The 26,588-nt window shown below is 66.7% G+C and carries 24 protein-coding genes and 1 riboswitch; of the genes, 21 read left to right on the top strand and 3 right to left on the bottom strand.

The annotated features are described in order from the left end of the window. Positions 1 to 634 precede the first annotated feature (634 nt). The 7 genes from CXG43_RS08505 (at position 635) to CXG43_RS08475 (ending at position 8,668) form a co-directional block, all read left to right on the top strand. A complete protein-coding gene (locus CXG43_RS08505) occupies positions 635 to 3,031 on the top strand; it encodes a ribonucleoside-diphosphate reductase subunit alpha (protein WP_101099578.1) in 2,397 nt (798 codons plus the stop codon). Positions 3,032 to 3,094: 63 nt separating this feature from the next. Beyond that, a complete protein-coding gene (locus tag CXG43_RS08500) occupies positions 3,095 to 4,114 on the top strand; it encodes a ribonucleotide-diphosphate reductase subunit beta (RefSeq protein ID WP_042613716.1) in 1,020 nt (339 codons plus the stop codon). 411 nt (positions 4,115 to 4,525) lie between these two features. Next, on the top strand, positions 4,526 to 4,930 hold the full coding sequence (locus CXG43_RS08495; RefSeq protein ID WP_101099577.1) for a hypothetical protein: 405 nt from the start codon (positions 4,526 to 4,528) through the stop codon (positions 4,928 to 4,930). 241 nt (positions 4,931 to 5,171) lie between these two features. After that, the gene (locus tag CXG43_RS08490) at positions 5,172 to 6,095 is read left to right on the top strand and encodes an XVIPCD domain-containing protein (protein WP_232767691.1); all 924 of its coding nucleotides are present in this window, start codon (positions 5,172 to 5,174) and stop codon (positions 6,093 to 6,095) included. 66 nt (positions 6,096 to 6,161) lie between these two features. Next, positions 6,162 to 6,575, top strand: a complete 414-nt coding sequence (locus CXG43_RS08485) for an acyl-CoA thioesterase (RefSeq protein WP_101099575.1) — start codon at positions 6,162 to 6,164, stop codon at positions 6,573 to 6,575. A gap of 44 nt (positions 6,576 to 6,619) precedes the next feature. Further along, complete coding sequence (locus tag CXG43_RS08480) at positions 6,620 to 7,429, top strand: NAD-dependent protein deacetylase (RefSeq protein WP_101099574.1); 810 nt, start codon at positions 6,620 to 6,622, stop codon at positions 7,427 to 7,429. Positions 7,430 to 7,567: 138 nt separating this feature from the next. Then, positions 7,568 to 8,668, top strand: a complete 1,101-nt coding sequence (locus CXG43_RS08475; RefSeq protein WP_101099573.1) for an NADH:flavin oxidoreductase/NADH oxidase — start codon at positions 7,568 to 7,570, stop codon at positions 8,666 to 8,668. 117 nt (positions 8,669 to 8,785) lie between these two features. Here the strand turns inward: CXG43_RS08475 and CXG43_RS08470 are convergent, their stop codons facing one another. Continuing rightward, on the bottom strand, positions 8,786 to 9,706 hold the full coding sequence (locus CXG43_RS08470; RefSeq protein WP_101099589.1) for a LysR family transcriptional regulator: 921 nt from the start codon (positions 9,704 to 9,706) through the stop codon (positions 8,786 to 8,788). A 121-nt stretch (positions 9,707 to 9,827) separates the two neighbouring features. Here CXG43_RS08470 and CXG43_RS08465 point away from each other — a divergent pair, with 121 nt between their 5' ends. Together CXG43_RS08465 and purU are read left to right on the top strand one after the other, a co-directional pair. Next, positions 9,828 to 10,097 (top strand): DUF2798 domain-containing protein, encoded by a 270-nt coding sequence (locus tag CXG43_RS08465; protein ID WP_101099572.1) that lies wholly within the window; start codon positions 9,828 to 9,830, stop codon positions 10,095 to 10,097. Positions 10,098 to 10,363: 266 nt separating this feature from the next. Then, the gene (purU, locus tag CXG43_RS08460) at positions 10,364 to 11,215 is read left to right on the top strand and encodes a formyltetrahydrofolate deformylase (RefSeq protein WP_101099571.1); all 852 of its coding nucleotides are present in this window, start codon (positions 10,364 to 10,366) and stop codon (positions 11,213 to 11,215) included. Between the two features lie 82 nt (positions 11,216 to 11,297). Here the strand turns inward: purU and pncA are convergent, their stop codons facing one another. Together pncA and metE are read right to left on the bottom strand one after the other, a co-directional pair. Then, on the bottom strand, positions 11,298 to 11,924 hold the full coding sequence (pncA, locus tag CXG43_RS08455) for a bifunctional nicotinamidase/pyrazinamidase (protein ID WP_101099570.1): 627 nt from the start codon (positions 11,922 to 11,924) through the stop codon (positions 11,298 to 11,300). Between the two features lie 177 nt (positions 11,925 to 12,101). Next, complete coding sequence (metE, locus tag CXG43_RS08450) at positions 12,102 to 14,405, bottom strand: 5-methyltetrahydropteroyltriglutamate--homocysteine S-methyltransferase (RefSeq protein WP_101099569.1); 2,304 nt, start codon at positions 14,403 to 14,405, stop codon at positions 12,102 to 12,104. Between the two features lie 217 nt (positions 14,406 to 14,622). Then, a riboswitch (cobalamin riboswitch) is annotated at positions 14,623 to 14,854 on the bottom strand. A 96-nt stretch (positions 14,855 to 14,950) separates the two neighbouring features. Between metE and CXG43_RS08445 the strand changes: the two genes are divergently transcribed. The 12 genes from CXG43_RS08445 (at position 14,951) to CXG43_RS08390 (ending at position 26,530) form a co-directional block, all read left to right on the top strand. After that, the gene (locus CXG43_RS08445) at positions 14,951 to 15,724 is read left to right on the top strand and encodes a hypothetical protein (protein ID WP_101099568.1); all 774 of its coding nucleotides are present in this window, start codon (positions 14,951 to 14,953) and stop codon (positions 15,722 to 15,724) included. Between the two features lie 67 nt (positions 15,725 to 15,791). Next, a complete protein-coding gene (locus CXG43_RS08440) occupies positions 15,792 to 16,361 on the top strand; it encodes a sigma-70 family RNA polymerase sigma factor (RefSeq protein ID WP_101099567.1) in 570 nt (189 codons plus the stop codon). Next, positions 16,358 to 17,131, top strand: a complete 774-nt coding sequence (locus tag CXG43_RS08435; protein ID WP_101099566.1) for an anti-sigma factor — start codon at positions 16,358 to 16,360, stop codon at positions 17,129 to 17,131. Before CXG43_RS08440 ends, CXG43_RS08435 begins: the two co-directional genes overlap by 4 nt. A gap of 138 nt (positions 17,132 to 17,269) precedes the next feature. Then, positions 17,270 to 18,181, top strand: coding sequence for an acyl-CoA desaturase (locus tag CXG43_RS08430; protein WP_232767692.1), 912 nt, complete (start codon positions 17,270 to 17,272; stop codon positions 18,179 to 18,181). Position 18,182: 1 nt separating this feature from the next. Next, positions 18,183 to 19,463, top strand: coding sequence for an FAD-dependent oxidoreductase (locus CXG43_RS08425; RefSeq protein ID WP_101099564.1), 1,281 nt, complete (start codon positions 18,183 to 18,185; stop codon positions 19,461 to 19,463). Next, a complete protein-coding gene (locus CXG43_RS08420) occupies positions 19,460 to 20,224 on the top strand; it encodes a DUF1365 domain-containing protein (protein ID WP_101099563.1) in 765 nt (254 codons plus the stop codon). Before CXG43_RS08425 ends, CXG43_RS08420 begins: the two co-directional genes overlap by 4 nt. Further along, complete coding sequence (locus tag CXG43_RS08415; protein ID WP_101099562.1) at positions 20,221 to 21,474, top strand: cyclopropane-fatty-acyl-phospholipid synthase family protein; 1,254 nt, start codon at positions 20,221 to 20,223, stop codon at positions 21,472 to 21,474. The genes CXG43_RS08420 and CXG43_RS08415 overlap by 4 nt, the downstream gene beginning before the upstream one ends. 1 nt (position 21,475) lies before the next feature. Further along, the gene (locus CXG43_RS08410; RefSeq protein WP_101099561.1) at positions 21,476 to 22,027 is read left to right on the top strand and encodes a DUF2878 domain-containing protein; all 552 of its coding nucleotides are present in this window, start codon (positions 21,476 to 21,478) and stop codon (positions 22,025 to 22,027) included. Further along, complete coding sequence (locus tag CXG43_RS08405; protein WP_101099560.1) at positions 22,024 to 22,818, top strand: DUF1295 domain-containing protein; 795 nt, start codon at positions 22,024 to 22,026, stop codon at positions 22,816 to 22,818. Before CXG43_RS08410 ends, CXG43_RS08405 begins: the two co-directional genes overlap by 4 nt. After that, a complete protein-coding gene (locus CXG43_RS08400) occupies positions 22,815 to 23,888 on the top strand; it encodes a class I SAM-dependent methyltransferase (protein ID WP_101099559.1) in 1,074 nt (357 codons plus the stop codon). The genes CXG43_RS08405 and CXG43_RS08400 overlap by 4 nt, the downstream gene beginning before the upstream one ends. Before the next feature lie 11 nt (positions 23,889 to 23,899). Continuing rightward, the gene (locus CXG43_RS08395) at positions 23,900 to 24,433 is read left to right on the top strand and encodes a lipocalin family protein (protein ID WP_101099558.1); all 534 of its coding nucleotides are present in this window, start codon (positions 23,900 to 23,902) and stop codon (positions 24,431 to 24,433) included. Between the two features lie 207 nt (positions 24,434 to 24,640). Further along, the gene (locus tag CXG43_RS08390; protein ID WP_101099557.1) at positions 24,641 to 26,530 is read left to right on the top strand and encodes a patatin-like phospholipase family protein; all 1,890 of its coding nucleotides are present in this window, start codon (positions 24,641 to 24,643) and stop codon (positions 26,528 to 26,530) included. Positions 26,531 to 26,588: the final 58 nt, after the last annotated feature.

Here is a 26,588-nt window from a genome sequence, read left to right as displayed (position 1 = left end):
GGGATTAAGGCGCAGAAAAAGGGGACGGAGGGGATTAAGGCGCAAACGACCCGAAGGCGGCCGTTTGCGCCTTAATCCCCTCCGTCCCCTTTTTGGCTGCCCAGCCAGCTTCGTGCAGGCCGCGTGAGGGTCAGTGTTGCGTTGATCGTGACCCGCTGTCACATCAAAAGAGTGCTCTGCGGCCTTGACTGCGCACCCGTTTCTGGCGGGTAGCGCCCCTGCGGGGCGGGGCCAAAACCGCTGGTCCTTGCGCCACAAGGGATTAGGAGAAATCCCTACATTTGGCGTTGACGGACCCCCTTACCCCCACTATCTTGTGGCCGTCGGTGTCTTCGACCACAAGTCGAGGGCACGGACGGGAAGCCTGGACCCCTGCATGCAGGGACTCCGGCACTGCCCCGCAACGGTACTTTCGGGAGCCTTTCCGTCTTGCCGACAGCCGCATGTGCACATGTGCGGCGCTGGCTGCGTGATCTCTGATCGGATGACAGGTTTTGCAGGGTGCGGTGTGCGGGCTTTCCGTCACTGTCGCGCCGTATGCGACACATCTCTTTCATCCTTGGATTGATCCGCACCGGAACGTGCCTGCCCAGGCGCGCCGTGCATCCCATCTCACGCCCAGAGGACCACCGCCGTGACCACCGAAAACAGTGCCACCATCGACAAGGAAAGCGAGTTCCTGCTTACGTCGCCGCCGACTGCCAACACCATGAGTGTGACCAAGCGCAACGGTACGACCGAGCTGGTGGACCTGAACAAGATCGTCCGCGCGGTGCAGCGTTCCTCGGAAGGCCTGCATTCGGTCGATCCGATGCGCGTGGCCACCCGCACCATTTCCGGCCTGTACAACGGCGCCACCACGCAGGAGCTGGACGAGCTGTCCATCCGCACCTCCGCCCTGCTGATCGGTGAAGAGCCCGAGTACGGCCGCCTGGCCGCGCGCCTGCTGGCCAACTTCATCGCCAAGGAAGTGTCCAACCAGGAGATCCACGCGTTCTCCCAGTCGGTCGGCCGTGGCCACGAAGTGGGCCTGATCAACGACCGCCTGCTGGGCTTTGTGCAGATCAACGCGCGCAAGCTCAACGATGCGATCGATCCCACGCTCGACCTGAACTTCGATTACTTCGGCCTGCGTACCCTGTACGACCGCTACCTGCTGCGCCATCCGCACACCCGCAAGGTGATCGAGACCCCGCAGCAGTTCTTCCTGCGCATCGCCAGCGCGCTGAGCGAAGACGTGGCCGAGACCCTGGCGCTGTACAAGCGCATGGGCAACCTGGATTACCTGCCGTCCTCGCCGACGCTGTTCAACTCGGGTACCACCCACGAGCAGCTGTCGTCCTGCTTCCTGCTGGATTCGCCGCAGGATTCGCTGGAATCCATCTATTCCAAGTACGGCGACATCGCCCAGCTGTCCAAGTTCAGCGGCGGCATCGGCGTCAGCTACACCCGCGTGCGTTCGCGTGGCTCGCTGATCAAGTCCACCAACGGCCATTCCAACGGCATCGTGCCGTGGCTGAAGACCATGGATTCCTCGGTTGCCGCGGTGAACCAGGGCGGCAAGCGCAAGGGCGCGGCCTGTGTGTACCTGGAAAGCTGGCACGCCGACATCGAGGACTTCCTCGAGCTGCGTGACAACACCGGCGACGAATCGCGCCGTGCGCACAACCTGAACCTGGCCAACTGGATCCCGGACCTGTTCATGAAGCGCGTGGAGGCCGACCAGGAATGGTCGCTGTTCGATCCGCGCGTGGTCCCCGAGTTCACCGATCTGTTCGGCGACGCCTTCGAAGCGGCATACCTGCAGGCCGAAGCGCAGGGCAAGGCCAACCGCACCATCTCCGCACGCAAGCTGTACTCGCGGATGATGCGCACCCTGGCCGAGACCGGCAACGGCTGGATGACCTTCAAGGACAAGTGCAACCGCGCCAGCAACCAGACCCTGCGTCCGGGCAACGTGATCCACCTGTCCAACCTGTGCACCGAAATCCTGGAAGTCACCTCGGCCGAAGAGACCGCGGTGTGCAACCTGGGCTCGATCAACCTGGGCAACCATTTCGATGCCCACGGCGAGTTCGATTTCGACAAGCTGGCCGACACCGTGCGCCTGGCGATCCGCCAGCTGGACCGCGTGATCGACCTGAACTTCTACCCGATCGAATCGGCACGCCGCGGCAACCTGCGCTGGCGTCCGGTCGGCCTGGGCTGCATGGGCCTGCAGGACGTGTTCTTCCGCAAGCGCCTGGCCTTCGACAGTGCCGAAGCCCGTGCGCTGTCGAAGAAGATCGCCGAAAGCATCTACTTCCATGCGCTGGAAACCTCGGTCGAACTGGCCCAGGAACGCGGCAAGCATCCGTCCTTCGCCGACACCCGTGCGGCCAGCGGCGAGCTGCAGTTCGATGCCTGGAACGTGGTGCCGGAAGACACCGCGCGTTGGGACGCCCTGCGTGAGCGCATCAAGGAACACGGCCTGCGCAACTCGCTGATGATCGCGATCGCCCCGACCGCCACCATCGCCTCCATCGCCGGCTGCTACGAGTGCGTGGAACCGCAGGTGTCCAACCTGTTCAAGCGCGAGACCCTGTCCGGCGACTTCCTGCAGATCAACCGTTACCTGGTGACCGAGCTGAAGAAGCTGGGCCATTGGACGCCGGAAATGCGCGATGCGATCAAGCTGGCCGACGGTTCCATCCAGGGCATCGCACAGATCCCGGAAACGCTGCGCCACGTGTACCGCACCGCATGGGAACTGCCGATGCGTTCGCTGATCGACATGGCCGCCGATCGTGGCGCCTTCATCGACCAGTCCGCCTCGCTCAACCTGTTCATGGAAAGCCCGAACATCGGCGCGATGTCGTCCATGTACATGTACGCCTGGAAGCAGGGCATCAAGACCACGTACTACCTGCGTTCGCGTCCGGCCACCAAGATCGCCAAGACCACCGTCAGCAGCCACGTGGCCGCCGTCGATCCGGTCGATGCCGTCGCCTGCTCGCTGGAGAATCCGGAAAGCTGCGAGGCGTGCCAGTAACACGCAGCAATGATGTAGCGCCGGGCCCTGCCCGGCGTTTTCACCCGTAAACCAGGAATCACCATGGCTGATAAACCCACCCAGATGCTGCTCGACCCAGGTTTCGAACTGACCCTGCGTCCGATGCGCTACTCGCAGTTCTACGAGATGTACCGGAACGCGATCAAGAACACCTGGACGGTGGAAGAGATCAACTTCCAGATCGACATCAGCGACCTGCATTCGAAGATGTCGCCGGCCGACCGCCACCTGATCCACCGCCTGGTCGCGTTCTTCGCCACCGGCGATTCGATCGTTTCCAACAACCTGGTGCTGAACCTGTACCAGCACCTCAATGCGCCCGAAGCGCGCATGTACCTGTCGCGCCAGCTGTATGAAGAAGCGCTGCACGTGCAGTTCTACCTGACCCTGCTGGACAACTACCTGCCGGATCCGGACGAGCGCGTCAAAGCCTTCGCCGCGGTGGAGAACATCGACTCGATCAAGAAGAAGGCCGACTTCTGCTTCAAGTGGATCGACTCCATCCAAGACCTGCGCCGGATCGAAACGCGCGACCAGCGTCGCCAGTTCCTGCTCAACCAGATCTGCTTCGCTGCCTGCATCGAAGGCCTGTTCTTCTTCGCCGCGTTCGCCTACGTGTACTACTTCCGTTCGCGTGGCCTGCTCAACGGCCTGGCGTCGGGTACCAACTGGGTGTTCCGCGATGAAAGCGCGCACATGGAGTTCGCCTTCGAGTGCGTGGACGTGATCCGCGAAGAAGAGCCGGACCTGTTCGACGATGCGATGAAGCAGCAGGTGTACGACATGCTGGCCGAAGCGATCGAGTGCGAAGTGCAGTTCGCCGAAGACGTGCTGTCCGGCGGCGTGGCGGGTATTTCCACCCGCGACATGCGCCAGTACCTGCAGCACTGCGCGGACAACCATTTCCACCGCCTGGGCATGGAAAAGAAGTACAACGTGCGCAACCCGCTGTCCTTCATGGAACTGCAGGACGTGCAGGAGCTGACCAACTTCTTCGAACGCCGCTCCTCGGCCTACCAGGTCGGCGTGAAGGGCGAAGTCGCCTTCGACATGTCCTTCTGATCGGGCAGTGACGGCCGCTGGCCGTCAACCCAACGTCAACGCGTGACACTGAAAAAGGGACGGATGCGACATAATCGCTCCGTCCCTTTCTCATGCCGGTACCCCAATGACCGACCAGCCCGAAACCGTGCCACTGAGTGCCCACGCTCGGTGACCTGCCGACGCCAGACCTTGTGCTAGATTCGCGAAAGTGGAACTGGTGCGAGAGGTGCATTCATGGATACATGGGTCGAGAGGTGCGCTTCTTCATCACCAGGCGGACGTCGGGGCCGCCCCTCGCAAGCCGCGTGTCGCTGCCTCACACTGGCGATTGCGGCGTTGGTACTGTCAGCGTGTTCGAGCGGTAGGCCCCCAACCCCCTCGCATCATTTGAACCAAGGACAGTCCGTCAAATCGGGGAGTGAAACGGGTATGGAGCGATTCAAGAACGACATCGAGCGTTTGTCCAGCGTGCGTTTTGATGATGTCGATGCATTGAGTAAACAGCTTCACACGCACCTGGGAGAACCGACGCGACAGGAGCTTATGCACGAGCGGACCGCAGAACGCGGAGTGTTGGGCGACCTTGAGCTCCGGAACATCAAGCTGAGAAGTGCTGCTGACGATCCTGCGCATGCGAGGCTGATCTTTGAGGTCGCGCCACCGAGCATTGCGCTCGACGAGATCATCTGGGAGGACTCCACCATAGATCCACCTCACCCTGATGCGCCTGACTCCCGCGCCTCCTGGTCAGCGCGGGTGAATGGTGCCAAGGTCGTGCTCGGGCTCGCCGCTGACAACGTGACGCTGACTTACGTATCGATCAGCCAGCGCTGACCTTCTGTCATGGCCAGGGAGCCGCAGCATGGAGCGCACTGAAGCATTTGGACTGCCGCAGCAACAAGAGGATGGTCGCCCGGGAGACGCACGTCGTCCGGCTTTGCCACTGGTTGATTCCTCGTTGGCGCCACTTCTGGCGAAATCCCCAACTCTTCAAGCGGGTCTCTCGCAGGCGAGACGCGACGGTATAGTTATCGAGTGGGGGCCAGCCGGTAGAGGCACCTATCTTGTTCCCGGTGTGAAGATCGTTATTGACGAGAACGCGATCGGGCAAGGCCCCAGGATCGCACGTTCTGTTTCTCACGAAGTTGGACACCACCTCTTCACAGAAGACCCAGATCGGACGTCCAAGCAATCCTATGTAAACAGCAAGTTGCGAGGAGAAGCAGCTGCGACTCTCAGCAATGTCCAGGTCCAGCGCGAAATTGTCGCAGCTGGGGGCCCGGATATTGGCGTGTCGGGGACGGGGAGTCGGCCACAGCAGTATGGAGCCATTGCGGTGGAACTCCAGGCCGGGCGGATCAATCGTAGCCAAGCGCTCGAACAGATCGCCGAGGTGTTCAAGACGGAGGCTCCCTCTGTTGGTCCTCACGCGACATACGAGCTTTACTATGGCGCGTACTATGACCAACACTTAGCACCTTCGCAGCGGGGGCGTAGGCCGGAGCCAGAATCTGACGCCGAGCGCACTGCGGTTGCTGAGCGAGTTGCCACTGTCACCGACGAGTCACCGTCGCTGCATCGCGTGTCCTCTCCAAAAGCTGGACTTGGTGATGCTGACCGTGCTCTCTACATGCAGATAAGGGCTGGCGTGGAGCGCCTGGATGCCGAGCATGGCAAGCCGTGGGATGAGTCGAGCCAGTGCATGACGGCGAGCCTGTTGGTATTGGCGAAGGAGCAGGGACTTTTGCGGGTTGACCATATTGTGCTCAACAACCCGACCGAAACCCTGGCTCGTGGTGAGAGGGTCTTCATAGTGGAGGGAGCAATGGATGATCCCGCCCATCGCCGAGGACACATGAATACGATGGATGCGCTTCGTGCGACGGAAGCGGAGTCGCTGCATCGTGCTGATGCGTTGAGTCAATCGCAAGCAGCGAGCCTTGAACAACAGCCGGCACAGCACGTCCATACGCAGGACGGCCCATCGTTCTTGCGATAGGGGTATCGCTACGCCTGCACGCCCCCTGCCTTAGAATCCGCTTCCCCCCCCACCCGACCCGTCCCCATGATCCCCATCCCCGAAAACGTGCCACCCATCGAAGTGCGCATGGCGGAGATCGTCTTCCCCAACCACACCAACCACATGGGCACCCTGTTCGGTGGCCAGGCGCTGGCATGGATGGACAAGGCGGCATTCCTGGCCGCCGCGCGTTACTCGCGCCGCACCGTGGTCACCGCGCGCAGTGACCAGGTCGATTTCAAACTGCCGATCCGCATTGGCCAGATGGTTGAAACCATCGGCCGTATCGTCGAAGTTGGCCGCAGTTCGATGAAAGTGCAGGTGGAATTGATCGCCGAGGACCTGCACAACGGCGAGCGCAAGCTGTGCACCCGCGGCCACTTCGTGATGATCGCACTGGACGACGAAGGCCATCCCACTGCTGTCCCGGCATTGCCCGAAGCCGCGCCGGACGCCTGAGCCGGCGCTTGCACGGTGGCCGGGCTGCCCCCATCTGAGCGGGTATGAGCCAGCCGCTGACCGATTTCATCGCGCGCGCCCGCCGCCTGTTCGTGCTGACCGGCGCCGGTTGCAGCACTGCCTCCGGCATTCCGGATTACCGCGATGCCGATGGCCAGTGGAAGCGCACCCCGCCGGTGACCTACCAGGCCTTCATGGCCGAACCGGCGACCCGCCAGCGCTACTGGGCACGCAGCCTGGTCGGCTGGCCGCGCTTCGGCCACGCCGTGCCCAATGGCACCCATCACGCGCTGGCCGCGCTGGAAGCCAGCGGCAAGCTGGAAGTGCTGCTGACCCAGAACGTGGACGTGCTGCACCAGCGTGCCGGCAGTGCCAACGTGATCGACCTGCATGGCCGGCTGGACCGCGTGCGCTGCATGGGCTGCGAGCAGCGCAGCGGCCGCGAGGACCTGCAGCAGCGCCTGATGGCGGCCAATCCCGGCTGGGACGCGCTGGATGCTGGCATCGCACCGGATGGTGACGCCGATCTGGAGACCGATTTCTCCGCCTTCAACGTGCCGGACTGCCTGCACTGCGGTGGCCTGCTGAAGCCGGACGTGGTGTTCTTCGGTGAAAACGTGCCGCGCGAACGCGTCGCGGCCGTGCATGACCACCTGCAGCGCGCCGATGCAGTGCTGGTGGTGGGCTCATCGCTGATGGTGTATTCCGGCTTCCGCTTCGTGCAGGCCGCCGCCAGGGCCGGGCTGCCGGTGGCCGCGCTGAACCGTGGCCGCACCCGCGCCGATGAACTGCTCGCCTTCAAGGACGAGCGCGACTGCGCCGAAGCGCTGGCACCGTGGCTGGCAGCATCGTGACACCCGCCGTGATGGGTGACGACCATTGGTCGTCACGCTCTTCATTCCACCAAAAAACCCTGTTCCAACACAGCGCTTGATCTCCAACCCCATCGGCGCTGCAATAGCCCCCTGTCTTTTCCCCTGCGAATCCCCCACGTGAGCCAGCTGCTGTCGCCCGTCACCTTCGGGCCCCTGACCCTGCCCAACCGCATCGTGATCGCGCCGATGTGCCAGTACTCCGCCGAAAACGGCCAGGCCACCGATTGGCACACCATCCACCTGGGCAACCTGTCCCAGTCCGGCGCCGGCCTGCTGATCCTGGAAGCCACCGCCGTGGAGCCACGCGGCCGCATCAGCCACGCCGACCTGGGCCTGTGGGACGACGCCACCGAAGCTGCGCTGGACAAGGTGCTGCAAACGGTGCGCCGCTGGTCGACGATGCCGATCGGCATCCAGCTCGGCCACGCCGGTCGCAAGGCCTCGGTGTCGCGTCCGTGGGAAGGCGGCAAGCAGATTCCTGCCGATGATGACAACGGCTGGACGCCGGTCGCGCCGTCGCCGCGCCCGTTCCACGCCGGCAACCCGTCCCCGCATGAACTGACCGAAGCGGAGATCGCCGGCATCGTCGAAGCCTTCGCCGAAAGCGCACGCCGCGCCGAGCGCCTGGGGATCCAGCTGATCGAACTGCATGCCGCGCACGGTTACCTGCTGCACCAGTTCCTGTCGCCGCTGAGCAACCAGCGTAGCGATGGCTACGGCGGCCCGCTGCCGAACCGCATGCGCCTGCTGATCGAGGTGTACGACGCGGTGCGTGCGGCGGTATCGCCGTCGATCGCCGTGGGCGTGCGTATTTCGGCCAGTGACTGGGTCGCCGGCGGCTGGGACATCACCCAGACCGAGACCGTGGCGATGATCCTGGAATCGCGCGGCTGCAACTTCCTGCATGTTTCCAGCGGTGGCCTGGACGAACGCCAGAAGATCGAGATCGGCCCGGGCTACCAGGTGCCATTCGCTGCCGCGATCAAGGCCAAGGGCCGCATGCCGGTGATTGCCGTGGGCCTGATCACCGAGCCCGACCAGGCCGAGTCGATCCTGCGCCACAACCATGCCGATGCCATCGCCCTGGCACGCGGCATCCTGTACGACCCGCGCTGGCCGTGGCACGCCGCCGCCGCACTCGGCGACAGCGTGGTGCCGGCCCCGCAGTACCTGCGCTGCGAGCCGCGCGAAGCCCGCGGCGTCTTCGAAACGCGCTGATCCGGTAGTGACGGCCGCCGGCCGTCATGCCCTGGCCCTGGCGCCTGGTGGGTGACGACCGTTGGTCGTCACGCTCACCTTCCCGGTGACGGCCGCTGGCCGTCCGCCCGTTGACCGTCACCCCGCCGGCACCTGCCATGCCACCGGCAATCCCGCCTGCAGGTGCTCGAACAGCACGCGGATGCGCGCGGTGAAATCGCGCCGGTCGCTCAGGCAGAAGAACATCTCCATCGGCTCCGGCCGCCATGCCGGATCATCGGCCAGCACGGCCTGCAGGCGGCCGTCGCGCAGATAGGGCTCGGCGACGAACGCAGCCAGCCGGGTGATGCCGCCGCCGGCCGCGGCCAGTTCGGCCAGGGCATCGATGTCGTCGCAGATCATTCCGGGCTGCATCGTCGCCTCGACGCGGCCCTGTTCGCCGACCAACCCCCAGCGCAGTGGACGGCCGTCGGCGGGGAAGCGGAACAGCAGCGCGCGGTGACTTGCCAGCTGCTCCGGCGAGGTCGGGGTGCCGGCCCGTTCCAGATAAGACGGTGCGGCGCAGAACACGAACGGGATGCGTGCCAGCGGGCGTGCCACCAGCCCATCCTGCAGCTGCGCGCCGATGCGGATGCTCACGTCCACCGACTCTTCGGCGTGGCGCACGGCGCGGTCGGACAGGCGCAGTTCCAGCTGCAGCTGCGGATACCGGCGCTGCAGCGCGGGCAGCATCGGCGCCAGCACGTGGCGCCCGAACGCGCGGCTGCAGCCGATGCGCAGCGGGCCGACCGGTTCGATGTCGCCGCTGCTGACCGCGGCCTGCGCGCCGGCCAGCTCCGCGTCGATGTGCTGCACCTTGGACAGGTACAGCGCGCCGGCTTCGCTGAGCGACAGCGACCGGGTGCTGCGGTTGAACAGGCGCACGCCCAGATGCGCCTCCAGCCGGCTGATGTTCTGGCCGACGGCCGTGGCGCTGATACCGAGTGCGCGCGCGGCGCCGGCGATGCTGCCGGCTTCGGCGGTGCGGGTGAAGGTGCGGATGAGCTGGAGCAGGTTCATGACCGCACAGCCTGCCATGGCCGGGGGCGAAGTTCTGCTTCGGACTGCCCCAAGCATGCAGGGGCTGCAGCCGGGATGCGCTTCGGGCATGCTGGAAGGCTGTTCCTGCACGCCCCCCTTCATGACTGATTCCACTGTATTGCCGGCCCGTCGCGGGCTGAAGTTCGGCCATCGCGCTACGCCCTATGTGTTTGCCTTTTTCATGGCCGGCATCATGGCGATGCTGATGTGCCTGGTGATCACCGCCGCGCATGCGGGGGTGGACGAGGCCTATCTGGGCCGCGTGCTGGAGGCCTATCTGCTGGCAATGCCGGTGGCATTCTGCTGCGTGCTGGTGGTGCGCCCGCTGGTGCTGCGGCTGGTAGCACTGACGGTGCATCCGCCGGGCTGAGGAAAGAGACGGCCGCTGGCTGTCATGCCGGGCGCAGCCAGTAGCGCCGAGCCGTGCTCGGCGAGCGCAGCGGAAGGCAGGAGCGTGACGACCAACGGTCGTCACCCACCGAAGGTCACCAACGGTCGTCACCCACCGAAGGTCACCACCGAAGGTCACCCACCTACGGAAGAGGCATGACGGCCACGGCCGTCACTACCGGTCGATGCAGTTGCATCTGAGAGCATTTATTCCGCAGCGCAGCAGGCTGGCCTAGACTTGGCCGGATGCGACCCGACTCCATCCTCACCCTGTCCTGCCCGGACCGCACCGGTATCGTCTACCGCGTGTCCGGCCTGTTGTACGACCACGGCTGCAACATCCTCGACGCCCAGCAGTTCGGCGACGAAGAGAGCGGGCGCTTCTTCCTGCGCGTGCATTTCGACCGCGATGCCGGGCTGCCACTGGACACGGTCCAGGCGTCGATGCAGGCGCTGGCAAGCGACTTCGGCATGGACTGGCAACTGCACGACGGCCGCCGCCGCGCCCGCCTGCTGGTGCTGGTCAGCAAGCAGGGTCACTGCCTCAACGACCTGTTGTTCCGCGCCCACAGCGGCCAGTTGAAGGTGGATATCGCGGCGGTGGCCTCCAACCACGCCGACTTCGCACCGCTCGCAGCCTCGTACGGCATTGCGTTCCATCACCTGCCGGTGAGCGCGGAAACGCGCGAGGTGCAGGAACGCCAGATCATCGATCTGGTCGAGCGCGAGAAGATCGACCTGGTGGTGCTGGCGCGCTACATGCAGATTCTTTCGCCGACGCTGTGCCGCGCGCTGGCGGGCCGTGCGATCAACATCCACCACAGCTTCCTGCCCAGCTTCAAAGGGGCGCAGCCGTATCACCAGGCGCACGCACGCGGGGTCAAGATCATCGGTGCCACTGCGCATTACGTGACCGAAGACCTGGACGAAGGCCCGATCATCGAACAGGACGTGGCCCGCGTGGATCATGCGATGACCCCGCGCGAGCTGGTGCGTCTGGGCAGCGATACCGAATCGCAGGTGCTGGCGCGTGCGGTGCGCCGGCATGTGGAGCACCGCATCCTGCTCAACGGGCATCGTACGGTGGTGTTCCGTTAGCGCGGCGCGTGTGGCGCACATTGCGGTGCCGATGGAATCCGCCGAGCACGGCTCGGCGCTACCGGAACAGCACCCGGCGCGATCAGAGCAGCGCGATGCCTGCCGTTGCCAATGCCTGGCGCGTGGCGTCGTCGTTGTCGGCGCTGACCGGTCGGGTCAGCTCCCAGTGGAAGCCCACGGCGAAGCCGGCGCTGGCCGCGTCCTGTGCGGTCCACAGCACGCAGTAGTCGCGTGCCAGCCCACATACGTGCACTTCGCTGATGCCGCGTTCGCGCAGCCAGCCGGCCAGTCCGGTTGCCGGGCGCGACCCTTCCGGGCCGTGGTTCTCGCGGAACGCGCTGTACGAATCCACCCGCGGACGGGTGCCTTTGCGCAGCACCAGGTCAGCGGCATTCCAGTCCACGCCGGGATGCAGCACCGCGCCGGGTGATCCCTGCACGCAGTGGTCGGGCCACAGGGTCTGCGGATGGCCGTGCAGCTGGATCTGCGCGAACGGCTGCTGGCCGGCGTAGTGGCTGGCGAACGATGCATGGTTGGCCGGGTGCCAATCCTGGGTGGCGACCACGGTGCGGTAGCGGCGCTCGGCCAGCAGCGCGGCGATCGGGGCGACCAGCGCATCGCCATCGGCACAGGCCAACGCGCCGCCGGGCATGAAATCCGGTTGCAGGTCCACCACGATCAGGGCCACGTGGGCGGGCAGGGGCGTCATGGGAAAATCCGTACCGGGGGAACCTGCAGCGTAGCGGGGGACAGGGCGTAGCGTCGAGCCTGGTCGACGGCGCGGGAGGTGGTGTCGAGCAAGCTCGACACTACGGGAAGGCGGGGCATGTCGAGCAGTCGCGACACGACAAGGGCGGCGGCAGCGCGCCGCCGCCCGCCTTCCTGGTCAGGCGACGCTGGCCTCGGCGTGCTCGGCGCGCAGTTCGGCCGCGGCGGCCACCAGTGCTTCCAGCGCCGCGCGGGTTTCCGGCCAGCCGCGGGTCTTCAGGCCGCAATCCGGGTTTACCCACAGCTGTTGCGGCTTCAGCACCGCCAGCGCCTTGCGCAGCAGGTCCACCATCTCCGCCTTGTCCGGCACGCGCGGGGAGTGGATGTCATACACGCCCGGCCCGATCTCGTTGGGATAGTTGAAGCGCACGAAGGCATCCAGCAGCTCCATCCGAGAACGCGAGGTCTCGATCGAGATCACATCGGCATCCATCGCCGCCACCGAGTGGATGATGTCGTTGAACTCCGAGTAGCACATGTGGGTGTGGATCTGCGTGGCATCGCGCACCCCGCTGGTGCTGATCCGGAACGATTCCACCGCCCAGTCCAGGTAGTTGCGCCAGTGCGCGCGGCGTAGCGGCAGGCCTTCGCGGATCGCCGGTTCGTCAACCTGGATCACGCCGATGCCCGCCGCCTCCAGGTCATTCACTTCATCGCGCAGTGCCAGCGCGATCTGCCGGCAGGTGGCGTCGCGTTCCTGGTCGTCGCGCACGAACGACCACTGCAGCACCGTCACCGGGCCGGTCAGCATGCCCTTCATCGGCTTGCGGGTAAGCGACTGGGCGTACTGCGACCAGCGCACCGTCATCGGCTGCGGGCGGCTGACATCGCCGAAGATCACCGGCGGTTTCACGCAGCGCGAGCCGTAGCTCTGCACCCAGCCATTGCCAGTGAAAGCGAAGCCTTTCAGCTGCTCGCCGAAGTACTCCACCATGTCGTTGCGCTCGAACTCGCCATGCACCAGCACGTCCAGTCCCAGTGCTTCCTGCACGCGCACGCAGTGCGCGGTGTGCTGCTCGAGGAAGGCCTCGTAGTCGGCCAGCGACAACGTGCCGGACTTGTGCCGGGCGCGTGCTTGGCGAACGTCCAGGGTCTGCGGGAACGAGCCGATCGTGGTGGTGGGCAGCAGCGGCAGCTGCAGCGCGGCGTGCTGGGCCAGGCGGCGCTGCGGGTAGCTGCCATGGCGCCGGGCGTCGGCGGCGGACAGGCTGGCCAGGCGCGCGGCGACGGCCGGGTTGTGCACGCGCGGCGAGCGACGACGGGCCTCCAGTGCCTCGCGGTTGGCGCTCAGCCCGGCGTCTGCGGACGGCTTGCCGTCCAGCGCATCGGCCAGCACGCGCAGCTCTTCGAGCTTCTGCCGTGAGAACGCCAGCCAGCTGCGCAGTTCCCCGTCCAGTTTCTTTTCCAGCGACAGGTCAACCGGCGAATGCAGCAGCGAACACGACGGGGCCAGCCACAGCAGGTCGGCACCGCGATCAGTCTGCGCATAGCGCGCCAGGATCAGCGCATTGTCCAGGTGGGTGCGCCAGATGTTGCGGCCGTTGACCAGCCCGGCCGACAGCACGCGGCCGGCGGGCAGCGCCTGCAGCACGGCATCCAGCTGTTCCGGCGCCCGCACCAGGTCCACGTGCAGCCCGTCCACCGGCAGTGTGGCGCCAAGGCCGAGGTTGTCATCCAGTGCGCCGAAGTAGGTGGCCAGCAGCAGCTTGGGTCGTGCGGCCGCCTTCGCGCCCAGCACGGCATAGGCGCGTTCGAATGCGGCGCGGGCGGCCGCGTCCAGATCCTGCACCAGCAGCGGCTCGTCCAGCTGCACCCAGTCCGCGCCAGCCGCTTCCAGCTGGGCCAGCAGGTCCACGTAGCACGGCAGCAGCGCATCCAGCAGGTCCAGCGCGGCCGAACCATCGGTGGTCTTGGACAGCAGCAGGAAGCTCACCGGCCCCAGCAGCACCGGGCGGGTGTGGATGCCCAGCGCCTTGGCTTCGCGGAATTCGGCCAGCGGCTTGTCACCGCGCAGCGCGAATGCCTGCCCGGCCTGCAGTTCCGGCACCAGGTAGTGGTAGTTGGTATCGAACCACTTGGTCATCTCCAGCGCATGCAGGTCGATGCCGTCGCGCTGGAGGCCGCGGGCCATCGCAAAGTAGGCGGCCAGCGGCTCGACAGCGGCCAACTGCCGGTAACGTGCAGGAAGCGCATCGAACAGGAAGGCGGTATCGAGCACCTGGTCGTACAGACTGAAGTCATTGCTCGGCGGCACGTCCACGCCGGCCTCGATCTGCAGCGTCCAGTGCCGTGCACGCAGCGCGGCGGCGCTGGCCTGCAGGGTGGCGATGTCATCCTCGCCACTCCAGTGGCGCTCAAGGGCCCGCTTCAGTTCGCGCTTGGCGCCGATGCGGGGAAAACCCAGGTTGGTAACGGTGGTCATTGCAGCGTGTCCTCATTGCATGTCGGCATTGAGGAACGAAGGAACTGCAGGGCGCCGCGCGCCGTTGCCGGCCCACGTCCCTCCTGCCAGCGACCTTCGCCCCCGCGGGCGAACCGGATGCCGTGGACAGGCGCACGTGCCGACGCATCCCGCTGGCGGCGGGACGGCATGGGCCGGGCAACCTCCCCGCGGAGATTCCAGGTCGAATCGAAGGACGCGCAGGTCCTCCGGCCGGGGCCGGTATTCGGGCTGTTGGACACGGGCGTTGCCGCCCACCTAGTGTCCGCCGCTTCCCAGGCCGTGGCCCAGTGCTGTTGGCGGAGGTCGTTTCCATTCACCGCTGCGGGGCAGCTCCGGAATGCGTGCACGGGGCACGGTCACCGGATTCCCGTTTAAATCCATCCTTTCATTCGCATGAAGCGATGGATACCTTCGGCGAGCACAAGGTAGGCCCAAGCGCGGCATCGGTCAAGGGGCTGGCGGCGCACTGCATCCAATGCGCCGCCCGCTGCGTATCTGTCCATGAGCCCCCTGCGGACCCTGCCATGCGCTCCCTTTTGCTGCCCTGCCTGCTGTTGCTTGCCGCCGCTGCTTTGCCTGCCGGTGCCGCGGTGCTGCGCGTGGAAGGCGAGGCGCTGGCGCCGAAGGGGGGCCGCGCGCTGTACCGCGAAACCCATTATCTGCAGGACGTGGGCGCGCAGCAGGCGCGGCTGGTGCTTTACCGCTGCAATGACGGGCGCCCGTTCGCGCGCAAATGGATGCCGGCCGCCGCCAATGCGCAGGCGCCGGATTTCGAGTTCGTCGATGGCCGCGACGGACGCCGGGAAGCGGTGCAGGCGCAGGGTACGCAGCGCCGGGTCAGCATCCGCGCCGCCAGCGGTGCAGCCGATGCGGCCAAGACCCTGCAGATGCCTGGCGGCGGAGTGATCGACGCGGGATTCGATGCGGCCGTGCGCGCGCACTGGTCCACGCTGCTGCAGGGCGACACGGTGGCCTTGCCGTTCCTGCTCACCAGCCGCCAGCGTTGGGTGCCGGTGAAGCTGCGCCGGGTCGGTGCGGTGGACTGGCAGGGCCAGCCGGCTGAACAGCTGCAGATGCAGCTGGATGCCTGGTTCGGCTTCGCGGTGCCGGCGGTCAACCTGGTCTACGCACGTGCTGATCGGCGGCTGCTGCAGTTCGAAGGCACCGGCAACGTGCGCGATGCCGATGGCGGCTGGCCGCAGGTGCGCATCCGCTTCCCCGGCGCGCCGCAGCCCGCCAGCGAAGGCGAGCTTTCCGCCGCCCGCACGCAGCCCCTGGTGGCCTCATGCACGCGATGATGTACTTGCGGTATGCGCGCCGAGCAAGGAGGATGCAGGTCTGCCCCTGTACCACGCGGAGCCTGCAATGCCCCAGCCGGACGCCCCCGACGGTGCCGACGCGCGCCGACTCGACGCCCTGCTCGAACAGGTGGCGACGCAGGATCGCGATGCCTTTGAAGCGCTGTACCAGCAAGCCGGGGGACGCCTTTTCGCGATCTGCCTGCGCCTGCTGCGTGACCGTGGCGAAGCCGAAGACGTGCTGCAGGAGGTCTTCGTGACGGTCTGGCACAAAGCCTCGCGCTTCGATCCCGGCAAGGCTTCGGCGATGACCTGGCTGTCGATGCTGGCCCGCAACCGGTCCATCGACCGCCTGCGCGCTGCACCGCCGCGGGCGCTCGACGATGTGTCCATCGCCGAGGAACTGCCCGATGGTGACCTGCAGCCGGCCCAGCTGGCCGAACGCAATGATGAAGACGCGCGGCTGCAGGATTGCATGCAGGCGCTGGAACCGCGCCGGCGCAGCCTGATCCGCGCCGCCTTCCTTGACGGTGCCAGCCACGATGAACTGGCGCGCCGCCTTGCCACTCCGCTGGGTACGGTGAAAAGCTGGATCCGCCGTGGCCTGACCCAGCTTCGGGTATGCCTGGAACCATGAACATCCGCGACCTCCACCACGAAGACGGGCAGCCGCCGAGCGCCGACCAGCAGGCCGGTGAGTACGTGCTGGGCGTGCTGGACGCCGCCCAACGCCGCGAGGCCGAGCAGCGCATCAGTTCCGACGCGGGTTTTGCGCGGCTGGTCGATCAATGGGAACAACGACTGGCGCCGCTGCTGGAAGAAGTGGGCAGCGCCCCGGTGCCGGCCCCTGTGTGGCTGCGCGTGCGTCGCGAACTGGGCTGGGCGACCTTCGACACCGCCCCGAACGCGCGTCCGTGGCAGCGTACCGGCTTCTGGCAGGGTGCCACCGCACTGGCTGCCGCGCTGGCGCTGGTCGCGGTGTTCACCCGTCCGGCACCGGATGCCCCCGTACCCACCCCGGTGGCCGTTACCCCGGCACCCACCCCGGCGGTCGAGCCGGAGCAGGCGACGCGCCCGGTTACCCCGCTGCTGCATGACGATGGCCGTGCCGGCTGGCTGGCCTCGGTCGATGCCACGCTGGGCAAGGTGCTGATGGTGCCGGTGCCGTCCGCGCCGGATGCCCAGGGCCGCGCGCCCGAGTTGTGGGTGATCCCGGCCGGTGGCGCACCGGTGTCGCTGGGCCTGGTCTCCAACGACCGCGCCCACACCGTGGACGTACCGGCTGCGCTGCGTTCGGCGCTGGTCAACGGTTCGGTACTGGCGATCACCCTGGAACCGTCGGCGGGCGCGCCGCATCCGGCGCCCAGTGGTCCGGTGGTCGCCAAGGGAGACATCGCCAACCTGTAACGGTCCGGAAGATTTATTTTCCGGAAGCTGCATCCACGGGGCCGCTGGCTCCGTATCTCCTGACAGTAGATCCAGGAGGGATGCACGATGTCGGCCACACCCGCAGTACCGCCGCCCCGCCCGCGGCGCTGGTCCACCCTGTTGCGCTGGTTCGATACCGCCGCCAGGGAACCTGGCGCTGTCGACGCCGCCGAAGCCGATGGCAAGCGCATCGACTGGCTGCGCGCGCTGCCGTTCGTGGGCCTGCACCTGGCCTGCGTGGCGGTGATCTGGGTGGGTGTTTCGTGGGTGGCGGTGGCCGTGGCCGCGCTGCTGTACGCGGTGCGGATGTTCGCCATCACCGGCTTCTACCACCGGTACTTCTCCCATCGGACCTTCCAGACCTCGCGTCCGGTGCAGTTCCTGTTCGCGGCCATCGGCGCGTCCAGCGTGCAGCGGGGGCCGTTGTGGTGGGCTGCGCACCATCGCAGCCACCATCGCCATGCGGACCAGCCGCTGGACCCGCATTCGCCACGGGAACACGGGTTCTGGTGGAGCCACATGGGCTGGTTCCTGACCCGCGAAGGGTTCCGCACCGACTGGGCGCGGATCCCCGACCTGGCCCGCTTCCCGGAACTGCGCTGGCTGGACCGCTTCGACACGCTGGTGCCGGTCGCGCTGGCCGCGGCGTTGTTTGGCCTGGGCGCCTTGTTGCAGCACGTCGCACCGTCGCTGGATACCAGCGGCCCGCAGATGCTGGTCTGGGGCTTCTTCGTCTCCACCGTGGTGCTGTTCCATGCCACGGTCACCATCAATTCCCTGGCCCATCGCTTCGGCCGGCAGCGCTATGACACCGGCGATGACAGCCGCAACAACCTGTGGCTGGCCCTGCTCACCTTCGGCGAAGGCTGGCACAACAACCATCACTTCTTCCCGGGCACCGCGCGCCAGGGCTTCCGCTGGTGGGAAGTGGACATCACCTGGTATGGGCTGCGGCTGATGCAGTCGCTGCGGCTGGTGCACGGGCTCAAGCCAGTGCCTGCCTGGGTGCTGGCCAAGGCAAGGGACTGACATGCGCATCGCCGTCATTGGTTCGGGCATCGCCGGACTGGCCAGCGCATGGTGGCTGGACCCGCAGCACGAGGTCACCCTGTTCGAGGCCAACGATTACCTGGGGGGCCACACCCACACCCACGCGCTGCAGGTGGATGGCCGCGCCGTCTCGGTGGACACCGGCTTCATTGTCTTCAACCCGCAGCACTATCCGCTGCTGAGCGGGCTGTTCGACGAGCTCGGTGTCGCCTCGCAGCCGACCACGATGAGTTTCTCCGCGCACAGCGAACGTAGCGGGGTGGAGTACAACGCCACCTCGTTGAATGGGCTGTTCTGCCAGCGCCGCAACCTGTTGTCGCCGCGCTTCTGGGGGATGCTGGCGGACCTGCGGCGCTTCTACCGCGAGGCGCCGGCCCTGTTGCAGGGCGACGAGGCCGGGCCGACGCTGGGCCAGTACCTCAACGACCATCATTACGGCGAGGCCTTCATCGAAGAGCATCTGCTGCCGATGGCATCGGCCCTCTGGTCCTCGCCGGCCACCCGCGTGCGCGACTTCCCGGCGCGCTACCTGGTGCAGTTCATGGCCAACCACCAGATGCTCCAGCTGACCGGCCGCCCGCAATGGCGGGTGGTGCAGGGCGGATCGGCGCGTTACGTGGACGCGCTGCGCCAACGCTGGCACGTGCGCGAGCGGCTGGAGTGCCCGGTGCTGGCGATGGAACGGCTGGCCGATGGCGTGCTGGTGCACACCGCAGCGGGCGCGGAAGGCTTCGACCACGTCGTGATGGCCTGCCACAGTGACCAGGCCCTGTGGCTGCTGCAGGATCCGGACATGCTGGAACGCAGCGTGCTCGGTGCCATCCGCTACCAGCCCAACGAGGTCGTGCTGCATACCGATGCCAGTCTGCTGCCACGCAACCGCGCGGCGTGGGCGGCCTGGAACGCGCACGTGCCGCGCGATCCGGCCCAGGCCTGTACGGTGACCTATTGCATGAACCTGCTGCAGGGCCTGGACACGCCGACCCCATTGCTGGTGACGCTCAACCGCAGTGAGGCGATCGACCCGTCCAAGGTGCTGCGTCGCCTGCGTTACGCGCACCCGGTCCACGACCACGCCATGGTCCGTGCGCAGCGGCGCTGGCATGAGGTGCAGGGGCGCCGACATACCTGGTTCGCCGGTGCGTATTGGGGCTGGGGCTTCCACGAAGATGGCATCCGCAGTGCGCGGCGCGTGGTGGATGCGCTGCACGCAGTGAGCGTGCAGACGCATTGGCCGCGTCACCAGGAAACCACCGCGTGAGCGCCAGTGCGATCTATCGTGGCGAGGTCGTGCACCGCAGGCACCTGCCGCACGCGCACGCCTTCCGTTATCCAATCGCGCAGCTGTTGTTGGACCTGGAAGAAGTGGACCGCGTGTTCGACCGGCGTTGGCTGTGGTCGGTGGGTCGCCGCAACCTGGTCGAGTTCCGCCGCAGCGATTACCTGGGTGATCCCGACCAACCGCTGGCCGAGGCCGTGCGCGACCGCGTGCAGGGCGCGCTTGGCCACCGTCCGCTGGGTCCGGTGCGCCTGCTCGCCCACCTGCGCCACGCCGGCCATGTGTTCAATCCGGTCAGCTTCTACTACTGCCATGCGGTTGACGAAACACTGGAATGCATCGTCGCCGAGATCACCAACACGCCATGGAAGCAACGCCATGCCTACGTGTTGCCGGTCGCCGATGCGCAGGCGCGTGGCCGCGCGCTGCGCTGGCGTTTCGACAAACAGTTCCATGTTTCGCCGTTCATGCAGATGGACTGCGGTTACGACTGGCGCTTCACCGTGCCCGGCGACGACCTGCGCGTGCACATGCAGGTATGGCGCGACGGCCAGCGCCAGTTCGATGCGACCCAGTCGATGCAGCGCCGCGCGCTCGACGGCCGCGGGTTGGCCATGGTGCTGGCCCGTCATCCGCTGATGACCCTGCAGGTGGTCGGCGCGATCCATTGGCAGGCGATGCGCCTGTGGCTGAAACGCAATCCGGTCCACGACCATCCTTCGCTTGCAGGAAAAAACCAATGAACGACATGAGCCACTGCATGGCCCTGCCACGGCCCGGGCGCCTGGATGCTTTCCTGCGACGCCAGCTGCTGGCCAAGCTGGCCGCGCTGCGTGAGGGCCGCCTGCGGGTCCGCGACGCACTGGGTGAGGTGGTGCTCGGCGCGCAGGGCAGCGGCCCGCTGGTGACGGTGACCATCGATGACCCGGCCTTCTATCGCGCGGTGGCGACCCAGGGCAGCGTCGGCGCCGGCGAAAGCTACATCCGTGGCCAGTGGCGCTGCGACGACCTGGTGGCGCTGGTGCAGCTGCTGGTGCGCAACCGCGAACTGCTCGACGGCGTGGAACGCGGTCCGGCACGGATCGGTGGCTGGGCGCTGAAGGCCTGGGCACAGCTGCGCCGCAACACCCGTGAAGGCAGCCGACGCAACATCGCCGCGCACTACGACCTGGGTAATCCGTTCTTCTCGCTGTTCCTTTCCAAGGACCTGATGTATTCCTCGGCGCTGTTCGAAGACGGCGATACGCTGGAGGCGGCATCGCAGCGCAAGCTCGCGCGCATCTGCGAACAGTTGCAGCTCAAGCCCACCGACCACGTACTGGAAATCGGTACCGGTTGGGGCGGGTTCGCGCTGTACGCGGCACGCCACATCGGCTGCCGTGTCACCACCACCACCATATCGGTGGAGCAGCACGCGCTGGCCAGCCAGCGCATCGAGGCAGCGGGACTGCATGATCGGGTGACCTTGCTGCTGAAGGACTATCGTGACCTGGATGGCCAGTACGACAAGCTGGTGTCCATCGAGATGATAGAAGCGATCGGCGCGCAGTACCTGCAGACCTATTTCGCCACGCTGACCCGCATGCTGAAGCCGGAAGGATTGGCGCTGCTGCAGGCGATCACCATCGAAGACGAGCGCTACCAGCAGGCGCGGCGCAGCGTGGATTACATCAAGCGCTTCGTGTTCCCCGGCAGTTTCATCCCCTCGCTGAACGCCATGCTGGCGGCCAAGACCCGCAGCAGCGACCTGCAGCTGATCGGCCAGATGGACTTCGGACACTCCTACGCACTCACACTGCGCGCCTGGCGCGAGCGCTTCCTCGCCCAGCTGCCGGCGATGCGTGCGCAAGGTTTCGATGAAGACTTCATCCGCCTGTGGGAGTTCTATCTGGCGTACTGCGAAGGCGGTTTCCTGGAGCGCTCGATCGGCGTGTCGCAGCTGTTGCTGGCGCGACCGGGCTACCGTCCCCCGCCGCTGGCCGGAGCCCACTGACATGCACTTCTGGGGCAACCTGATCGGCAACCAGCTGGTGTGGTTCTGCGCGGTGGCCGGTGCCGGACGCGGGCTGTACTGGCCGGCGCTGCTGGCGGCGGGGGCCTACGTGCTGAGCCAGCTGCTGCAGTCCCCGCACCCGGTGGTGGACCTGAAGCTGATCGCGTTGGCGATCGGTTGCGGGCTGGTGGTGGACGGCGTGGCGGGTGCTTCCGGACGGGTGGTGTATGCCGCAGGCAATGCCGAACGCGCGCTGGCGCCGGTCTGGATCCTTGCGTTGTGGGCATCGTTCGCGATGACCCTGACCGTCTCTTTCGCTGCCCTGCAGCGCCGGTGGCGGCTGGCCGTGCTGGTCGGCCTGCTGCTGGCCCCCCTGGCCTATGTGTCGGCCGCGCGGGGATTTTCTTCGGTGAGTTTCGCCACGCCGGCCTGGCAGGGCATCGCCTTGCTGGGTATCGGCTGGGCGCTCGCGCTGCCGCTGCTGGCGACCTGCGCGCGGCGCTGGCAGCCGGCACGCCGTGCCGACCCCATGGAAACAGGAGAAGCACGATGAAGCTGTTGTGGTGGGTGTGGCTGTATGCCGCGGTGGTGATGTGCTGGGGCTGGTGGTGGCAACGCCGGCACCAGAACATCGGCGTGGTGGATGTGTTGTGGGCCAAGAGCGTGGCCGCCGCCGCGCTGCTGCTGGCACTGCTGGGCGACGGCGCGCTGCTGCCGCGGCTGGCGCTGGGCGTGCTGGGCGGGTTGTGGGGAGCCCGTCTGGCACTGCACCTGTGGCGACGCGTGCGCAGCGAAGAAGAGGACGGTCGCTACCGCTACCTGCGCGATCACTGGCAGGGCCACCAGGGCAGGATCTTCGGCTTCTTCCAGGCCCAGGCGCTGCTGGTGGTGCTGTTCGCCCTGCCGTTCATCGCGGTGGCGCAGAACCCGCGCGGCGAGGGTATCGGCTGGGTGCTGGCAGCGGTGGCGATGTGGGTGCTGAGCGTGGGTGGGGAGAGCCTGGCCGACCGCCAGCTGGCACGCTTCCGCGCCGACCCGGCGAACAAGGGCCGCACCTGCCGCGAGGGCCTGTGGCGCTATTCGCGGCATCCCAACTACTTCTTCGAATGGCTGCACTGGTTCACCTATGTGCTGCTGGCCGTGGGTTCCCCGCTGTGGTGGCTGGCCTGCGCCGGCCCGGTGGTGATGTACGTGTTCCTGCGCTGGCTGAGCGGCGTGCCGTTCACTGAAAAACAGGCCCTGCGCAGCCGCGGTGAGGACTACCGCGAGTACCAGCGCAGCACCTCGATGATCTTTCCCTGGTTTCCCAGGAAATCCGCACACTCCAAGGAGCTGCCCCGATGAGCACCCAATTCCAGAGCCTGCCGCTGCCGGACCATGCGGCGGGGCTGACCGGCCTGGCCGAACGCGGGCTGCTGCCTGACGCGCTGCTGCGTTACGGTATCCGCCGCCAGTGCGCACAGCGCCTGCGCGAAGAGTTTGAAGGCGGCACCGAAGGCCAGGCGATGCGCTTTTCCGAGCGCATCACCGAACTGGCGGGAAGCCCGTTGGCCCTGCACGTGGATGCGGCCAACCGCCAGCACTACGAAGTACCGGCAGCGTTCTTCCAGGCCTGCCTTGGCAAGCGGTTGAAATACAGTAGTTGCTACTACCGCACCGGCACGGAGACGCTCGACCAGGCCGAAGAGGCGATGCTGGAACTATATGCGGAGCGTGCCGGGCTGGACGATGGACAGGACATCCTGGAACTCGGCTGTGGCTGGGGATCGCTGACCTTGTGGATGGCCGAACGCTATCCACACGCACGCATCACCGCGGTGTCCAATTCGCACGGGCAACGTGCGCACATCGAGGCGCAGTGCCAGGCACGTGGGCTGCGCAACGTGCAGGTACTGACCCGCGACGTCAACCAGCTGGACCTGCCCGCGAACTCCTTTGACCGCGCGGTGTCCATCGAGATGTTCGAACACATGCGCAACTACGACCGCCTGCTCGGCCGCATCGCCCGCTGGCTGCGCAGCGATGGGGCGTTGTTCGTGCATATCTTCGTGCATCGCACCGCGATGTATCCCTTTGAAACCGAGGGCGAGGGCAACTGGATGGGGCGGCACTTCTTCACCGGTGGCCTGATGCCGGCAGCGGACACGCTGCTGCACTTCCAGCACGACCTGCAGCTGCAGCAGCGCTGGTTGCTGGATGGCACGCACTACCAGCGCACGGCCAACCACTGGCTGCAGAACCAGGACAGCCAGCGCGATGCATTGATGCCGGTGCTGCGCCAGACCTACGGTGATGCCGCCGCTGCGCTGTGGTTCCAGCGCTGGCGGATGTTCTGGATGGCCTGCGCCGAACTGTTCGGTTATGAGAAGGGCCAGCAGTGGCTGGTGGCCCATTACCTGTTCCGTCCCCGTTGAAGGAGAACGCCATGCGTCTGTCCAGCCTGCTTCCCGTGATCGCGATGGCGTTGTCGGCCAGCGCCTGTTCGTCCAGTCCGGAACGTCCGTTGCCCCGCGCGAGCGCGGTGGACGTGCCGCGCTTCATGGGCGACTGGTATGTCATCGCACAGATTCCCACCTTCATCGAACGCAAGGCGTTTGATTCGGTGGAACGCTATGCGCTGCGGCCCGACGGGCGCATCCAGACCACCTTCACCTACCGCAAGGGCAGCTTCGATGCGCCGCTGAAGACGATGCATCCGGTAGGTCGTGTGGAGGAGGAAGGCAACGGCGCGGTGTGGGGCATGCAGTTCATCTGGCCGATCCAGGCCGAGTACGTGATTTCCTGGCTGGATGCGGATTACCAGCAGACCATCGTGGCGCGCAGCAAGCGTGACTACGTCTGGTACATGGCGCGCACGCCGCAGGTCAGCGCGGCCGACTACCAACAGGCCATCGAGCGCATTGCCGCAATGGGGTACGACACCACCAAGATCCGCAAGGTGCCGCAGTCAGAGCGGTAGCGCCGAGCCATGCTCGGCGAGCTCAGCGGCAGAGGCAACGGCGTGACGACCAACGGTCGTCACCTACCAAGGGCCAGGGGCCAGGGCATGACGGCCAGCGGCCGTCACTACCGGCGTGCCGCCTTGCCTGCGAAATGCGTCAGGCATCTCATGCCGTGAGAGGCGCTCTTGCCATAATCAGGGTCGAATCCAGCAGAGGGTCGGCCCATGGCAGCCAAGTACTGCGATCTGGTCATGAAGGGCGGCATCACCAGCGGCATCGTGTATCCCAATGCGGTGCTGGCGCTGGCCAGGGAATATTGCTTCAAGAGCATCGGCGGCACCTCGGCCGGGGCCATCGCGGCGGCGGTGGCTGCGGCTGCCGCGCTCGGTGATCGCCGTCGCCAGGCGGGCGAGGCGGTGGGGCCGCAGGCCGGCTTCGAGGGACTGGCCGCTGTGTCGGCCCAGCTGTCCACGCAGGGCTTCATCCATGGCTTGTTCCAGCCTGCCCGCGGCGCGCGCGCGGCGTACCGTTTGCTGGTGGTGCTGGCCAGCCATGCGGGTTGGCCCCGCAAACTACTGTGCCTGCTGGCGGCAGTGTTCACCATCGCACCGTTGGAAGTGCTGCTTTCGCTGTTCCTGCTGCTGGGCATCGGCTATGGCGCCGGCGGCGTAGCGGGCATGCTGGCTGCTCTCCTGCCTTCGCTGCTGTGCGCCTACGGCGCGGGTGTGGCCGGCGCGCTGCTGCGGGTGGCGCGGGTGGCCCGTGGCAACCTGCTCGGGCTGTGCAATGGCCGCAGCGACGACCCACGGCGCCCCGCGCTGACCGACTGGCTGCACGATGCGCTGCAGCGGTTGTCGGGCAAGCCGGACGACCAGCCGCTGACCTTCGCCGACCTGCACGCCGCGCCGCGCTATGCCGACGAACCGCAGGATGGCCGGGCCATCACCCTGCAGATGATCAGTACCTGCGTGTCGCACAACGAGCCGCGCACCCTGCCGTTCTCCGAAGCGCGCTTCTGGTTCCTGCGCGAAGAGTTCGACCGCCTGTTTCCGCGCAGCGTGGTGGACTGGCTGGTGGCCGATGCCGGCGCACCGGAGCAGGTTGACGGAAGGCTGTACTACCGGCTGCCGCCGGCAGGGCAGCTGCCGGTGCTGGTCGCCACGCGGATGAGCCTCAGCTTTCCGCTGCTGATCAGCGCGGTGCCGCTGCATGAGCCGGCGCGCCACCTTGTACCCGCCCAGAGCAACCGTGCCGAGCCCGGACGTGGCCGGAAGAACGTGGCCGACAGCATGGAGGGTCTGGCCAGCGGGGGGCAGCAGGGAACGACCGCGGCAGGCTCATCGATCGCCAGCTACCGCCGTTGCTGGTTCTCCGATGGTGGTATCAGCAGCAATTTCCCGATCCATCTGTTCGACGCCGCGCTGCCGCGCTGGCCGACCTTCGCCATCAATCTGGTATACCCCGGCGATGCGCGGGAAGTGCCCGAAGCCGGCGATGCGCAGCAGGCGCTGGAACGCGCGGTGGTACTGCCAACCGGCAATCGCGAACGCTGGCAGCGCGGTTACCGCGATATCGCCTCGCCAATGGCCGCCACCGAGCTGACCCGTTTCCTGTTTGCCATCATCGCCACCATGCAGAACTGGCGCGATCTGCTGCAGGCCCGCGCGCCCGGCTACCGCGACCGCATCGTGCATGTCGCCCTGGAAGGCGACGAGGGCGGCATGAACCTGGACATGCCGCAGGAGGTGCTCGGTCGCATCGCGCAGAAGGGCACGCTGGCCGGCGAGCGTTTCTGCCGTTTCTCCTTCGAGAACCACTACTGGATACGTTGGCGCAATGCCGCTTCGGCCTATCAGCGCTACACGCTGGAAGTGTCGCGCACCGATGACGCGGGCCAGCAGGTGGTGGCCTACCGCGCCGCGTATGCCAGCGTCGCGGCAGGGCAGCCGGCACCGCCATCGTATCCGCTGGGATCGCAGGAAAAGCGTCGCGCATCGCAGGCGTTGTATGCGCTGATGGTGGAGCAGGGCGCAAGCTGGGACGACTGCGGTCCGGACCTCACCGACGGCGCCCCGCGCCCGCTGCCGCAGATGAAGGTCACCCCGATCTACTAGGTAGCAACGGCCGCTGGCCGTCATTCCCGTTGGACGGCCAGCGGCCGTCCGTGCAATT

This window comes from Stenotrophomonas sp. Bg11-02 (assembly GCF_002836635.1).
GTDB classification, from domain to species: Bacteria; Pseudomonadota; Gammaproteobacteria; order Xanthomonadales; family Xanthomonadaceae; genus Stenotrophomonas; species Stenotrophomonas lacuserhaii.
This window is presented reverse-complemented; position numbering and strand designations above follow the sequence as displayed.